General features: G+C 67.4%; 13 protein-coding genes. 7 read left to right on the top strand and 6 right to left on the bottom strand.

From position 1 onward, the window contains the following. Window positions 1-155: 155 nt before the first annotated feature. The 4 genes from QH196_RS28160 (at window position 156) to QH196_RS28145 (ending at window position 4,506) form a co-directional block, all read left to right on the top strand. Window positions 156-1,088 carry an oxygenase MpaB family protein gene (locus QH196_RS28160; protein ID WP_280418866.1) on the top strand — a complete coding sequence of 311 codons (933 nt, stop codon included), beginning with the start codon at window positions 156-158 and terminating at the stop codon, window positions 1,086-1,088. Between the two features lie 303 nt (window positions 1,089-1,391). Further along, entirely contained in the window at window positions 1,392-2,714 is a 1,323-nt protein-coding gene (locus QH196_RS28155) for an ABC transporter substrate-binding protein (RefSeq protein ID WP_280418865.1), read from the top strand. Further along, a complete protein-coding gene (locus QH196_RS28150; RefSeq protein WP_280418864.1) occupies window positions 2,711-3,664 on the top strand; it encodes a carbohydrate ABC transporter permease in 954 nt (317 codons plus the stop codon). The genes QH196_RS28155 and QH196_RS28150 overlap by 4 nt, the downstream gene beginning before the upstream one ends. Continuing rightward, on the top strand, window positions 3,664-4,506 hold the full coding sequence (locus QH196_RS28145; RefSeq protein WP_280418863.1) for a carbohydrate ABC transporter permease: 843 nt from the start codon (window positions 3,664-3,666) through the stop codon (window positions 4,504-4,506). The genes QH196_RS28150 and QH196_RS28145 overlap by 1 nt, the downstream gene beginning before the upstream one ends. A gap of 596 nt (window positions 4,507-5,102) precedes the next feature. On the opposite strand, the gene mftG is transcribed toward QH196_RS28145, so the two are convergent. The 4 genes from mftG to mftA form a co-directional block, all read right to left on the bottom strand. After that, window positions 5,103-6,566 (bottom strand): mycofactocin dehydrogenase MftG, encoded by a 1,464-nt coding sequence (mftG, locus tag QH196_RS28140; RefSeq protein ID WP_280418890.1) that lies wholly within the window; start codon window positions 6,564-6,566, stop codon window positions 5,103-5,105. Between the two features lie 14 nt (window positions 6,567-6,580). Further along, on the bottom strand, window positions 6,581-7,981 hold the full coding sequence (mftF, locus tag QH196_RS28135; protein ID WP_280418862.1) for a mycofactocin biosynthesis glycosyltransferase MftF: 1,401 nt from the start codon (window positions 7,979-7,981) through the stop codon (window positions 6,581-6,583). A 195-nt stretch (window positions 7,982-8,176) separates the two neighbouring features. After that, entirely contained in the window at window positions 8,177-9,682 is a 1,506-nt protein-coding gene (mftC, locus tag QH196_RS28130) for a mycofactocin radical SAM maturase (RefSeq protein ID WP_280418889.1), read from the bottom strand. 11 nt (window positions 9,683-9,693) lie between these two features. Beyond that, window positions 9,694-9,843, bottom strand: a complete 150-nt coding sequence (mftA, locus tag QH196_RS28125) for a mycofactocin precursor MftA (RefSeq protein ID WP_063916007.1) — start codon at window positions 9,841-9,843, stop codon at window positions 9,694-9,696. A 275-nt stretch (window positions 9,844-10,118) separates the two neighbouring features. Here mftA and mftR2 point away from each other — a divergent pair, with 275 nt between their 5' ends. Together mftR2 and QH196_RS28115 are read left to right on the top strand one after the other, a co-directional pair. Continuing rightward, on the top strand, window positions 10,119-10,769 hold the full coding sequence (mftR2, locus tag QH196_RS28120; RefSeq protein WP_280418888.1) for a mycofactocin system transcriptional regulator MftR2: 651 nt from the start codon (window positions 10,119-10,121) through the stop codon (window positions 10,767-10,769). A gap of 67 nt (window positions 10,770-10,836) precedes the next feature. Next, window positions 10,837-11,892: a ferredoxin--NADP reductase gene (locus tag QH196_RS28115; protein WP_280418861.1), complete on the top strand. Its 1,056-nt coding sequence runs from the start codon at window positions 10,837-10,839 to the stop codon at window positions 11,890-11,892. 387 nt (window positions 11,893-12,279) lie between these two features. On the opposite strand, the gene QH196_RS28110 is transcribed toward QH196_RS28115, so the two are convergent. Then, window positions 12,280-13,038 (bottom strand): glutamate racemase, encoded by a 759-nt coding sequence (locus QH196_RS28110; RefSeq protein ID WP_280418860.1) that lies wholly within the window; start codon window positions 13,036-13,038, stop codon window positions 12,280-12,282. Window positions 13,039-13,048: 10 nt separating this feature from the next. Beyond that, entirely contained in the window at window positions 13,049-14,248 is a 1,200-nt protein-coding gene (locus QH196_RS28105; RefSeq protein ID WP_280418859.1) for an NAD(P)/FAD-dependent oxidoreductase, read from the bottom strand. A gap of 221 nt (window positions 14,249-14,469) precedes the next feature. Between QH196_RS28105 and QH196_RS28100 the strand changes: the two genes are divergently transcribed. Continuing rightward, window positions 14,470-14,826: an SPW repeat protein gene (locus QH196_RS28100; protein WP_062978123.1), complete on the top strand. Its 357-nt coding sequence runs from the start codon at window positions 14,470-14,472 to the stop codon at window positions 14,824-14,826. Window positions 14,827-14,935: the final 109 nt, after the last annotated feature.

Below are 14,935 nucleotides of genomic sequence, written 5' to 3'. Positions count from 1 at the left end.
TTCCTGGTCGCCGATAAGGGCTTGATACCTGTTCTAGGTATGTTTACCAACCAGACCCGATGTGCATAAGTTAGCGGCTGTTCCTTAATATCAAGTGACTGTGGGAAGAATCTGGAGTAACTTAGACCACACCTGATCCCTGGGGAAGGACACTTATGACCGCCGCAGCACACTCCTGGCAACCCGGCAGTCTGCGCGGCCGGCAGCCGGGGAATCGGTTGCCGCTGACCACCGAGCAGACCCGGATCCGGATCAGCACCACCCATCGCCCCTTCACCAAACGCCCCCTGCAACTCACCGACGCCCTCGACTTCTGGCAGTTCGCCGGCGCCGCCGCGAACGTGATCATGCAGATGGCCAACCCCGGCGTCGGTTACGGCGTCGCCGAAAGCAAGGTGGAATCGGGGTCGCTGATGAAGCGCCCCTGGAAACGTGCCCGCACCACCACCCAATACCTGGCCGTCGCCATCCTCGGCGACGACGAGGAGAAGAAAGCCTTCCGCGAGGCGGTGAACGTCGCCCACCGCCAGGTACGTTCCGAACCTGGCGCCCCGGTGAAATACAACGCCTTCGACCGCAAGCTCCAGCTCTGGGTCGCGGCCTGCCTCTACACCGGTTTCGAGGACACCTACCAGCTCCTGTCCGGAAAAATGAACCCGGAACAGAACGAGGCCTTCTACCGCTCGTCGTCCTCGCTGGGCACCACCCTGCAGGTCACCGAGGATATGTGGCCGGCCACCCGCGCCGAGTTCGACGAATACTGGAACCAGGCCTGCGCGGACGCCGTACTCGACGATTATGTCCGCGCCTACCTCGACGATCTGCTGAACCTCCGGATGATCCACTGGTACCTGCGCATCCCGTTCCGTGGCCTGTTGCGCTTCCTCACCATCGGCTTCCTCGCCCCCTACTTCCGCGAACAGATGCAGGTCGACTGGACCGCCGCAGACCAGCGACGCTTCGAAAACCTCTTCCTCTTCGTCGGTTTCGTCAACCGCTTCATCCCCCGCTTCCTCCGCCACGGCGGCAGCCACGCCCTCATGGCCGATGTCCGCCGCCGGATCAGGAAACAGAAGAACCTCATATGAATTACCCCTGGTCACTACCGCGACCTCGCCGCCGAGATGCCGGCACTGGGCCCAGCTTCGCCATGTCGCCGGCCCAGCGATCGAACCTCACCGCGCGCCGATCCGACCCGTACGGGACCTTGTGCGATATCCGCGAGACGGGGGCCGCGCCGAGGACCGGGTGAGTCGTTCGGGACGATTCACGGTCCGGCATTGGACAATCTGCTGGTACCGGCGCTGTGAACCGGCCGCCGGTACCAGATCCACGGGATCCCGATCCGGACGATTCTGCGCGGGCGCGGCGCAGGAACGAGGTGACGCGGCGTGCAGAAGCATGGTCCGGCGCTGGGCCGGCGCGAGTTCTTGCGTATCACCGGCGGGCTCGGTGCCGCGCTGACGGCTCCGGCCCTCACCGGATGCTCCGGCGACGACGATGCGCTGACATTCTTCTTCCAGGCCAACCCCGACGAGGCCGACGGCCGGCAGCGGGTGATCGACGAGTTCGCCCGCCGGCATCCGGAGATCCGGGTACGGACGCTGCTTTCCGGGCCCGACCCCATGCAGCAGATGCTCACCTTCTGCGCGGGCGGGAAATGCCCGGACGTGCTGATGGCGTGGGAACAGACCTATGCGGGTCTCGCCGACCGGGGCGTCCTGCTGGATCTGAACACCATGCTCGAACGCGACCCGGTGTTCGCGGCCGAACTGGAAGCCGACAGTGTCACGGCGCTGTACGACACCTTCCGCTTCAAAGGCGGGCAGTACGCATTGCCGGAGCAGTGGTCCGGGAACTTCCTGTACTACAACCGGAAACTGTTCGACGACGCCGGGCTCCGCGCGCCGGAACGTTGGAGCGACGCCTGGAGTTTCGACGATTTCCTGGATATCTCCCGCGCACTCACCGAACGTGAGCGGTCGGGACGGGTCAGGCAGTGGGGTTTCGCCGATACCTGGGTGCCCTACTATTCGGCCGGGTTGTTCGCCATCAACAACGGCGCCGAATGGACCAGCCCGCGGACCGTACCGGACCGCACGGCCTTCGCGGACGACGCCTTCCTCGAAGGCGTCCAGTTCTACGCCGACCTGGCCACCAGGTACGAAGTGGCGCCGACTCCGGCGGATCAACAGTCGATCTCGACCATGGACCTGTTCACCCAGGGCAAGGCGGCGCTCGCGCTGGGCGGGCACTGGCGCTACCAGACCTTTTCGGCCGCCGAGGAGCTCGATTTCGATATCACCGCACTACCGGTAGGTCCTGATGGGCATGGGGCGAGGTCGAATATCGGAACCACGGGTCTGGCCATATCCGCCGACAGTCCGCGGAAAGAGCAGGCCTGGGAGTTCTTGAAGTTCGCGGCCGGTCCGGCCGGCCAGGCCGTGGTGGCCGAGTCCGGGCTGTTCGTACCGGCCGGGAAGTCCGCGGTACGGTCGCGCGGGTTCGCCACAGCCCATCGGGATATCGAGAACCTGGACATTCTCGTCGAGGGACCGGCGCGTTCCGCACCGCTTCCGGTCACCGCGGCGTGGGCGCGGATCGATGCCCTGATGGATCGCTATCTGGGACCCGTGCTCCGCGGTACCAGGCCCGCTGTATCGCTGAAGAACCGACTCGCTCCCGAAGCCGATGAGGTGCTGCGCAACCAATGACCGCCACCGAGAAGACAGTCCGCGCGAAACCACCCACGCCCGAACCCGCCCCGGTTCGGCGAACCCCGGAACTGGCCGTGCGCCGGGCCCGGGCGGCACGGCTGTTCATCGCCCCCAACCTGCTGGCCGTGCTGGTATTCCTGCTGTTCCCCCTCGGTTTCTCGCTCTACCTGAGCTTTCAGGAGTGGGATCTGTTCGGCCCGATCCGGTTCACCGGGCTCGCGAACTTCCGCCGGCTGCTCTCCGCCGACCCGCTGTTCGCCATCGCCCTGCGCAACACGATCGTGTTCACCCTCGGGACCCTGCTACCGACCGTGGCGATAAGCCTCGTCGTCGCCGCGGCGCTGAACCGGCGGATCATGGGGATCACCTTCTTCCGGGCCGTCATGTTCCTGCCACTGGCGGTGTCGAGTGTGGTGATGGCGGTGATCTGGCGTTTCGTCTTCGATACCAACAACGGGTTGCTCAATACGATGCTCGGCTGGGCCGGGATCGGGCCGGTGCCCTGGTTGGTGGACCCGTGGTGGGCGATGGTCTCGGTCTGCCTGGTCACCACGTGGAAGAGTGTGCCGTTCGCGACGGTTGTCCTGCTCGCCGCGATGCAGGGCGTGCCGGACGATCTCTACGAGGCGGCGAGAATCGACGGCGCGGGCGCGGTCCGGCGGTTCGTATCCATCACCGTGCCCATGATCCGGGGTGCGCTGTCGTTCGTCCTGGTGGTCTCGATCATCAACGCGGTACAGGCCTTCGACCAGATCTATGTACTCACCGGCGGCCACGGCGGCCCCGAGACAGGCACCTACGTTTTCGGCATCATGATCTTCCAGAACGCGTTCGCGTTCGGTGACGCCGGCTATGCCTCTGCCATTGCGTGGCTGATCTTCGTGGTGCTGCTGGCCCTGACCGGCGCGCACGTATGGTTCTCGCGCAAGAACGCCACGGACGCGTGATGCCGGCACAGTGGCGGCCGACCCGCGCTTTCCGCCGGGCGGTGGCGCTCTACCTGGCCCTCATCGCGATGGCCTGGTGCGCGCTGCTGCCGATCCTGTGGGCGCTGTCGGGTTCGCTGAAGAAACAGTCCGAGGTCACCACCCCGGCCTTGCTCCCCCGGGATCCGCAGTGGTCCAACTACGGAGCGGTTTTCGAGCTGATGCCGTTCGGCCGGATGTTTCTCAACACGATCGTCTACGCGGGATGTATCACCGCCGGGCAGGTCTTCTTCTGTTCGCTGGCCGGGTACGCGTTCGCCCGGTTACGCTTCCGCGGCCGGGAGGCCCTGTTCGTGGCCTATCTCGCGACGCTCATGGTCCCGCTCACGGTGACCGTTGTTCCGCAGTTCCTGCTCATCCGCACTCTGGGCTGGGCGGATACCCCCTGGGCACTGATCGTGCCGGGCCTGTTCGGCAATGCCTTCGGCACCTATCTGATGCGGCAGTTCTTCCGGACGCTGCCCGCCGAACTCGAAGAAGCCGCGGTACTCGACGGCTGTTCACCGTGGCAGATCTACTGGCGCGTACTGCTGCCCAATGCCAAACCGGCGGTCATGGTGCTGGCGGTACTCACCTGGGTGAACGTCTGGAACGATTTCCTGTGGCCGCTGGTGATGATCCAGCGCGAGGACATCTCCACGGTCACCCTCGGATTGGTGTGGATGCAGGGTCAGTACGTATCGAACTGGCCGGTCCTGATGGCCGCGTCGATACTGATCCTGTTCCCGCTGCTGCTGGTCTACCTGCTCGCACAGAAAGCGTTCGTCCGCGGTGTCACCCTATCCGGTATCGGCGGCCGATAGGCCGGATTGTCGCAGGACAACGGGGGTAGCGGGGAGTTCGCTGGGACCTTCCGCACCGGCGCCGTACCTTCCCCGGTGTTCGGCGCCGGGTGCGGATTCCCGGGGGCCGGATCGCGTTGCCGCGCCGGGCCTCCCGAGGGACCAGAGTACTTGCTCGGCGGGGCACAACCGGGGAGATCGGGCCGGGGTGTCGAAAATGGAGACGCAATATTGCACGGCGCCACTTGGTATTTCGCCCGGCCCACCCGGTGAGCTGTATCCCCGACCGATACAGCTCACCTACCAGACCGGTTGCCCCGGTACAGGCTGTCGAGGTGCGGCGAAAACCGGTGGCCGCACCCGCGGGCGGGCGGTCCGTGGCCGGAACTCGTGGCCGCGACGGACCAGGCGATCCGGGCGGCGAGGCACCCGACCGGCGTACCGCACCGGAGAAAGTACCGTAGCGGAACCGGTCGCGCCACCCGGCAGAGCTGCATAGTTGCGGCTCTGCCTACGGGCCGGCCGGTCGGCAGTTAGCGCGACAGTAGCCGGTACATGTATCGAATAGTGCCGAGTTCATACGAGATATCCAGTGCGCCATTGTCTCCGGGACAAGCTCAGCGCAGATGCGCCGTGGCGCGTTCGGCGAGCAGCACCACCGTCGCATGCGGACCACGGCTCAGAGATACCGGCACCACGGAGAGATCGACCACGGACAGCCCCTCCACACCGTGCACCCGGCACCGCTCGTCGACCACCGCCCGGGGATCGTCGGACCGGCCCATCCGGCAGGTACCCGCCAGATGCTGAGAGCTGCCGAGACGTTCGGTCAGCCAATGATCGGAGATCGCGCCCTCGTCCGTCCCACCGGACCAGTGCGCCGACATCACGTCCAGGATTTTGCCGGCCAGTCCCACCGCGGCCCGCAGACGCGAGCGATCGGCGGCCGTCGCGAGATATCCCTGTTCGATCAGCGGTGGTGTGAACGGATCGGAACCGGTCAACCGGAGTCGGCCCGAGCTGGTCGGCCGCATCAGAGTCACACCCATCCGGTGCACCCCGGGAGCGAAGGCGACCGTGTAGGGACGGATCTCGATATCGTCGAATCCCAGCACGTATTCCAGCGGGACCGCACCCCCCGCGGGAGCCGGATGCCGGTACTCGATACCGATTTCGGGGTGATCGACCGTCCACTGGCCGACCGGCGCCGAGACGACCACCGGAATCCCCAGCTCGGCGAGCTGATCGGCGGGCCCGATACCGGAACGCAGGAGCAGTGCGGCGGATTCGATCGCGCCGGCGCACAGCACCACCCGATCGGCGTGGATCGTCTCGGGTCTCCCCTCGACCAGGCAATCCGCCCCGACGACCCGGTTCCCCGCGAACCGCAGGCGAGTCGCCAGGGTATCGCCCCGCACGATCAGGTTCGGCCGCGACAGCGCGGGCAGGAGATAGGAGTGGGCGGGACCGATACGCCGATGCCGGCCCGAAGAATCCGGCGGGCCGATCGTGCACGGCACCGGCCCCACACCCGTATCCGGTCCGCCGGGCATCGAATTCCAGTCCGGTACCTCGCCGAAACCGAGATCCAGGCAGGTGGCGGCGAATTCCTGGGCCAGCCGGCTCGGCCGCGCGATCCGCCGGACCGGCACGGGCCCCGTCCGGCTGTGCCCGGCGTGGTCGCCGTAGTCCTCGTCGTTCTCCAGCGACCGGAAGAACGGCAGCACTTCCTCGAAATCCCAGGCGAACGTGCCCGCCTCCCGGCTCCAGGCCGCGAAATCGCGCGCCGCGGCCCGGATGAAATAGCAGCCGTTCACCGCACCCGAACCGCCGATCCCGCGACCGCGCACGATCTGCCCCGGCAGTTCCGGAGTGAACGCCACGGGATACCGCCACAGCCACGGCGCGTCGCCGCCCACCGGCAGTGCGGCACTGTCGGCGAGTTCGGGCGGGAAATCCGCCGCCGAACGGCGCGGGCTACCGGCTTCCACGAGCCGCACGGTATGCCCCGGATCCTCGCTGAGCCGCGCGGCCAGCACCGAACCGGCGCTTCCGCCACCGATGATCAGCGTGTCCACCATGGTGCCCGGCCCCGCTATCGGGGTGGGGCGGTAGGCCTCAAGGCGGCCGGGCTGCCGGCCCGCCACGCACCCAGCCATAGCCCGGTGCCGTACCCGATATCGTCGATCCGCCGGAACGCGATATACCGCAGCGGGTCCAGGCCGCCCGGCTCACGGTGGGTGTACCAGTCGACCGCTCCCTCGGCGAGCGCCAGCGTCAGCGCGGTCTGGCGGACCCGGCGGGAGAACAGCATCGCCGCGAGGGTTATCGGCCAATAGTGGCGGAACATCGCCGACGACAGCCGCCACAATCCGGCGAAGAAACCGCGGGCCACGTAGATCGCCGCGACCCCGGTCGGGTTGTCCACCCCCGCGAACGCGATCCGCAGCCGGCGCAGCGGCACCAGCAGGGTGAATACCGCGGCCAGGACTCCCCAGCGGTTCCGGGTCGCCAGGAAGAGCGCGGACAGCGCGGTCCACTTGGGTATCTGCAGCGGCGAAACCTTCCCGGCGTGCCGCCGGCTCAGCGGCGCGGCGCCGGTGCCGTAGAACAGTTTGCGGCGAAACCATTCGCGGAACGAGACCCGATGATCGTGTGCCACATGCGCGGCCGGTTCGTAGCGCAGCCGCCAGCCCGCGCGTTCCAACCGCCAGCACAGGTCGACATCCTCGGCCACCTGCATACTTTCGTCGAATCCGCCCTCGCCCTCGAGAACCGTACGGCGCACGAGCAGCGCCGCACTGGGGACATAGGAGACGACGCCGCCGGACTGCACCGCCGATTCCCGCCGGCCCAGATCCAGCGACGAGCGGGTGTGTTCATAGCGGGCGAGCGTGGTGGACTCCGGGTCCAGCGCGACGATCCGCGGGGCGACCAGCGCCACCTGCGGATCGCTGAAATGCCCGAGCATCACCTCGAGCCAGCCGCTGCGCGGCACCACATCGGAATCCAGGAAGGCCACGAATTGGGTGGACGCGGCGCGCAGGCCGGTATTGCGTGCGGCCGCCGGACCGCGCCGCTGTTCGTGGCGCAGCACCTTCACCTGGCACCGGCGGCCGTGTTCGTCCGGCACCTGGACCGGTTCGTCGGAACCGTCGTCGACCACGATCACCGTGCGACCGCTCAGGGTCGCCAGGAGCCGCTGCAGACCGTCGGGGTTGTTGTGCAGCGGGACGATGACGGTGACGTCCTCCGGTTTCGGCAGCAGCCGCGGCCGGGGATTGGCGACACCGGAATCCAGTAGCCGTCTGGCAACCACCGCCGATTGCGGGCCGTTCACTTCCAGGTAGCCGTCGCCGATCATTTCCGCGGCCTCGGGAGCGAGGCGCAGCAAACGAGCGGGTGAGCCACCGATGAGGATGCGTCCCCCCGAGTATGCGCGTACCCGTGGGTCGATCCGCACCCCGAATCCGTCGGGCAGGCGATCATGGCGCATTCCACGGATGGTAACTGCCGATTCGTTACGAGACATCAGCAGTCCGGGAAAAAGTGTTTCGTTCGGGAGAAATTTGCCGAACGACGGTGGACACAGTCATGAGATAGGTCACCGGAACGGTAGCGCGGACATAAGGAACCGCCCCGGGCAACGATCCGGCTATCGTCGCTCGGGGCGGGTGTCATCCAATAATTCTCACACGAGCGGACTCTCGTCACAGGCCCGAGCCGGACGTTTCGCCGGGGGCAGCAACGTCAGCGGCACGGGTCCACCCGAACGCGACCGGCGCGGGGTGGTCTTGCGCGAATGGTCGACCGCCGGACGCGGGATGATCCGTCCGGTATCGGCCAGCGCCGCTTCCCCGTAACCCTGAACGCATTCCGGGTCCGGTCCGTCGGCGGGCAGTCCGGTGAAGAACTTCGCCGCCATACAGCCGCCGCGGCAGGAGTCGTAATGCGCGCATTTGGTGCACGCACCCCCGCCGCTGGGTTCCCGCAGCTCGTTGAACAGCTCCGATTCCTGCCACACCGTGGCGAAACCGCCGTCGGTGACGACGTTTCCGGCATGGAACCGTTCGTGGATCGCGAACGGGCAGGCGTAGACGTCGCCGAGCGGATCCACCAGGCACACCACCCGGCCGGCCCCGCACATGTTCAGCCCCGGCAGGGCCTCACCATATGCGGAGAGGTGGAAGAAGGAATCGCCGGTGAGCACACCTTCGCCGTTGCGAACCAGCCAGTCGTAGAGAGTCCGCTGCTGTTCCGGCAGCGGGTGCAGTTCGTCCCAGACGTCCGCACCGCGACCCGACGGCCGGAGCCGGGTGAGCCGCAGGGTGGCGCCGTAACGATCGGCGATCTCCTTGAACTGATCGAGCTGGTCGATATTGTGCCGCGTGGCGACCACGGACAGTTTCGCGTCCTTGAATCCGGCGTTCGCCAGGTTCTCGAGCGCGCGGATCGCCGTATCGTAGGACCCCGGCCCGCGGACCGCGTCGTTCACCTCGGCGTCGGCGCCGTCCAGCGAGATCTGGACATCCACATAGTCGCTCGCGGCCAGCCGCTGCGCGATCTCCGGGGTGATCCGCACACCGTTCGTGGAGAACTTCACGCCCACATCGTGGGAGGTCGCGTAGTCCACCAGTTCCCAGAAATCCGGGCGCACGGTCGGCTCACCACCGCCGATGTTCACGTAGAACACCTGCATCCGCTGGAACTCGTCGATCAGCGCCTTGCACTGCTCGGTGCTGAGTTCGTTGGGATCGCGCCGGCCCGAGGAGGACAGGCAGTGCACGCACGAAAGGTTGCATGCATAGGTGAGTTCCCAGGTGAGGCAGATCGGCGCCGCCAGCCCGGATTCGAACCGATCCACCAGCCGGACCGCCGGATCGGCGGGGCCGACACCGGCGAACGGCGCGGCCTCGGGGAGCGCGGCCGTTTCCGGTGCCTGCTGGATCATGTCCGATTCGGCCAGATTCGCCAGTGCCTGCACATACGGATCGGCGGCGGAGTCCCCGATACCGGCGGCACGGATGGCCGCGCGGGCCGAGGTGTGCCCGGGCAGGGAGCGCACGATCTCGACGATCCGCGGATTCTTCAGGAACGACAGTTTACGAGTCCCGAAGTGGTACAGCAGCGCACCGAAAGGTTCCGGGCGCAATGCCACGCGGGGATGTAACTGCCAGCGGGTTTCCAGATCGAGCATCTCCGGCCCGATCAGTAGACGCCGCACATACCGTCGATGGACACCTCTTCGATCAGGGTCTCCTCGACGATGGGAGCGTCCTCGCTCGCCTGGTTCTCGACTGTGCCGATCGGTCCGCGGTGATCGGTTTCTGCCGGTCCGAAGGAACGGTTGTCCGCCATGGCTACCTCCACTGATTGGCGCCTGCGCCGGCCAGGGGCTGCCACGACGCGTCCCGCGGTACCGCGTCGGATACCGCCGGTGGGCCGTGGCACAGTGCCGGCGCTGCGGTCGCCGGATGCGACCGCAGTCACACCATAACGTCATGCACTGACAAAAAGAAAGAGTTTTCGAGTAATGTGGACGCTCACGTCGGAACGCGACCTCTAGACTGCGGGGGCAAAAGCAGCTGAACAGAACGTGACGGGCGCATGCCGCCCAGCATGTAGAGGTGGCAATGGGAGTCGTGCGAATGCAGACGAGCGGGGGCGGGGGCGGTAACGGAAGCACCCTCTCGGAGACGGAGATCGTCGAGGCGGCACTCCGGGTCGTGCGCGCCGACGGGGTGGAGAAACTATCCATGCGGCGGCTCTCGCGCGAACTCGGCGTCTCCCCCATGGCGCCCTACTACTACGTGGCGGATAAGCGCGAACTACTCGACCTGGTCGCCACGGCCGCGCTCGCCGGGGTCCGCAAACCCCCGCCCGAATCGGGGACCTGGCAGGAGCGGCTGATCGATCTCCTCGCCCAGATCGACGAACGCCTGCGCCGCCACCCCGGCCTGGGCGATATCCTCATCGAGCAGATGCTCGGTAAACAGCTCGACCTGATCGCGGCGATCATGGAGATCCTCTACGAGGCCGGCTTCGAGGACCGCAATGTCCTGGCCGGGTACGCGACCATCCACACCTACCTGTTCGGCCGCCGCCGGGTGAACCCGCGCAATCTCGACACCCCGCCCGATGTGGTGATGCCGGAGCGAGTTGCCCGCGCAATGGAATACCTGCCCGATCTGCGCGGCAAATACTCCTACGATTTCGGGGTCGGCGTGCTGGTCGCCGGACTCGAGGGCCAGCTCACTCGACAACAGGCAGCCGACGTAGGCTAAAATTGAAACACGTTCTAGTTTTGCCGTAGGCTGGATGCCGTCGGCTACCAGGTGTCGAGAGGACGAGATGACCACCGTCGAAGTACCCCATGGGTCACGATCCGTCGTACTGCGGGTCGCCCAGGTCATCGCGGAAACCACCGACGCGAGCTCGCTGGTCTTCGAGGTGCCGGAGCAGGCCCGGGAAAAGTTCGCCTACCGGCCCGGCCAGTTCCTCACCCTGCGCATCCCCAGCGACCGCACCGGATCGGTGGCGCGATGCTATTCACTGGCCAGTTCCCCCTTCACCGATGCCCTGCCGAAGGTCACGGTGAAGCGGACCAAGGACGGATACGGCTCCAACTGGCTCTGCGACAACATCAAACCGGGCGACGAACTGGAGGTGCTGCCGCCGTCGGGCGTATTCACCCCCAAGGATCTCGACGACGATCTGCTGCTCTGCGCCGCCGGCAGCGGAATCACCCCGGTGATGTCGATCCTCAAATCCGCCCTCGACCGCGGCACGGGCCGGATCGTGCTGTTCTACGCCAACCGCGACCCCGAATCGGTCATCTTCGCCACCGAACTACGCGAACTGGCGGAGAAGAACCCGCAGCGCCTGGTCGTGCTGCACTGGCTGGAAACGCTGCAGGGCCTGCCCACCGTCACCGCCCTGGCCGAACTGTTCCGGCCCTACACCTCCCATGCGGCCTTCATGTGCGGACCGAAACCGTTCATGGACGGCGTCCACGACGCCCTCGGCCAACTCGGCGTCCCGCGTAACCGCACCCACGCCGAAATCTTCAACTCCCTCGCCGGCGACCCCTTCGCCGACAGCGCACCCGTCGAGATCTCCGCGGAAGAAGCCGCCGACGCGGCCACCGTCGAAGTCGAACTGGACGGCGAGGTGCACAACCTCAGCTGGCCGCGGAAGCAGACGCTGGTCGACATCATGCTCGACAAGGGTCTCGATGTGCCGTACTCCTGCCAGGAAGGCGAATGCGGATCCTGCGCCTGCACGGTGCTGGAGGGCAAGGTCGAGATGGAGAACGCCGAGATCCTCGACCCCGAGGACATCGAGGCCGGTTATATCCTCGGCTGCCAGGCGCGACCGGTGACGGATCGCTTGCGGATCCAGTTCTGAAACTTGGAGCCGCTCCGCGGCAGCGTGACCGGCACCCTGGTCGCCCTGGTCTCGCGGGTAAACAATCCGTGAAGGGTGGGGCTGTAATTTTGGAGACGCTCCGCGTCTCGAGGGTGGGGCCCTTATAGGCCCGGTTCTTCACTCCTCCGCTCCTCCGCTTCGCTCCCCCGCTCCGTCGCTCCAGAACCGGGCGGGCCCCACCCCGGGAATGTGGACCATCGAATGAGGTCCGGTGCGGGGCCGGCGGCGGTGAGGTGCACTCGACACGATGGTCTGCGCGCGGGCCGTGCCGGGCTCGGCGTGCTGGGCCTACCTGCTTGTACTCGCCGGTCGACTGATCGCGGTGGACACTCGGGCCACGGTATCCGGGCGCCGCAGGTGGTGCTGCTAACCCGCGCCGAGGAGGCGTCCGGGTTCGTAGGCGGTGGCGCCGGGGGGTAGTTCGCCGGGGCGGCCGCTGAGGTAGACGCTTACGGTGCCGTTTCCGCTGCCCGGATTGCCCAGCTCGTCCATCCGGCGGACGGTTTGCGCGGCGACGGCCTGCGCGCTGTCGAACAGCCGGACGCCCTCGGGGAGCGCGGCGACGATCGTGTCCACCACCAGGGGGTAGTGGGTGCAGCCGAGTACGACGCCCTCGACGTCGGCGGGTGTGCGGGCGGCGGCATCGGCGACCGAGGCGCGGATCGCGGTCATATCGCCGCGGTCCACGGCCTCCGCCAGACCGTGGCAGGCCACACCGGTAACCGTCGCATCGCCGCCGAAGCGGGCGATCAGGTCGGCCTGGTACGGGCTTGCGGTGGTCGCCGCGGTCGCCCAGACCGCGACCGAGCGGCACACCGCGGCGGCCGGTTTGATCGCCGGTACGGTGCCCACCACCGGAACCTGCGGGCCCAGATCCGCGCGGACGTGCTCGAGTGCGGTCACACTGGCGGTATTGCACGGCAGCACGATCACTTCCGCCCCCAGCTCCCGCGCGCTACGGGCGGCCGAAACCACCCGGTCGACAACCCAGTCCTGCGGTTTCGGACCCCACGGCGCGCCGTCGGGGTCCAGCTGGAGCAGGAGATCCACATCGGGGCGCAGCTTGCGCAGCCACGCCGCGGTGGGCAGCAGCCCGAAACCCGAATCGATGAGCGCGACGATCACACCGAACAGGTTATTGAGTGGCGCCGAGCAGTTCCTCCACCGGGGCAGCCGCGGCGATCGCGGCGCGCATCTTCATCACCCGGCCGGTCATACCGGCGCCCACCACACCGGCCAGCCGGCCGTCGCGGATGTAGTAGGCGAGGAACTTGCGGCCGTCGTCGGCGAGGATGCGGATCTCGTCGGAGGCACGCGGGGTGCCCAGCGCCTGGATCTTGAGGTCGTACTGGTCGCTCCAGAAGTACGGCACCTGCGGCGCGCTCGGTGGTTCGACTCCCAGCAACGCGCAGGTGAGCAGTTTGGCCTGTTCGCCCGCGTTGGTCCAGTGTTCGATCCGCCGATGCTCCCCGGTCGGGGTGCGCCAGGCCGCGACATCGCCCACCGCCCAGACTCCGGGCACGCTGGTGCGCCCGGCTTCATCGGCGAATACCCCGCCACCGGCCGTGGGGTCGGCCAGTTCGATCCCGGAATCGGCCAGCCAGTCGGTGACCGGCCGGGACCCGATACCCGCGACCACCAGTTGCGCCGGCACTTCCGAACCGTCGGCGAGCCGGGCGCCGCGAACCCGGCCGTCCGGATCCGCCAGGAGGGTGTCGACACCGATCCCGCAGCGCAGATCGACCCCTCCGGCACGGTGTAGCCGGGCCACCAGTTCGCCGACTTCCGCGCCGAGCACACCGGCCAGCGGGGCAGGCTGCGGTTCCACCAGCACCACGGACAGCCCCTCCGCGCGCAGGCTGGCGGCGAGTTCGCAGCCGATGAATCCGGCACCGATGATCAGCGCGTGCTCGGCGGCCCGCGCGCCCTCCCGGATGGCGACGGCATCGTCGTGGCTGCGCAGCACGTGGACGCCGCTGACCTCTTCGGTGCCGGGCAACCGACGCGGTGTCAGCCCGGTGGCGATCACGAGGTGCTCGTAGTCCACGGCCGAACCGTCGGCCAGCCGCACCTTCTTGGCGGCGGTGTCCACGCCGACGGCCGCGGTTTTCAGGCGGAGATCGATATCCTTCTCGCCGTAGAACTCCTCGGGGCGCAGCGAGGTCGCGTCGATTTCGCCGCGCACAAACTGTTTGGACAGCGGCGGGCGGTCGTAGGGCGCATGCGCCTCGTCCCCGAGGACCACCAGTTCCCCGGTGTACCCGGCGCGGCGCAATTCCTCGGCGGTGCGCAGCCCGGCCAGGCCGGCACCGGCTATCACGATCGGCGCGGACATACCGAACTCCCTCCCGCGGCCCGCTCGCGCCGCGCCTGAAACAGGTTCTAGAAAATTGTGTAGCCCACCCTAACTTGGACGGCCCGGTGGAGGCCAGCGACGCCTTCCGCATCGTTTCGCCGCGTAATCGTGTCCATTGCGATATCGACCGGCCACCCTGGGGCAGCTATACCGAGGTCAGGCCCTGTCAACGGACCTGTATCCACTTTCAGGAGGCCATTATGTTCACCGAAAGCCGGACCCAGGATTTCCTGGCCGTCGTACTCGGAGCCTTCACCGCCCTGTCGCCGATCTGGGTCGCCACCAACGATCGGGCCGTCTGGACGATGATCGTGCTCGGAGTGCTCATCGCGCTGACCGGGCTCGCCCAGATGTACCGGCCGTCCATGGCGGCCACGGATTACGCCATGGGCCTGTTCGGCGCGCTGCTGTTCCTCGCACCCTGGGTCATGGACTACACCGCATACAACGGCGCCGCATGGACGTCGTGGATCGTCGGGCTCGTCACGGTGGTACTCGCGGTTGCGGCACTACCGGCCGTGGCGGGACGAATGCACCGAGCGGCCCCGCACCACTGATCTCGCGCCGTACCGGTCTACCCGCCGCCACTGCCGGGGGGTAGGCGATTGCGGTCCAGGCCGCTGGTCCCGCCGAAGACTCGCTGTTGTGTACGCGCCGGGTTCGTAC

The organism is Nocardia carnea, from assembly GCF_029868325.1.
Taxonomy (GTDB): domain Bacteria; phylum Actinomycetota; class Actinomycetes; order Mycobacteriales; family Mycobacteriaceae; genus Nocardia; species Nocardia carnea_C.
This window is presented reverse-complemented; position numbering and strand designations above follow the sequence as displayed.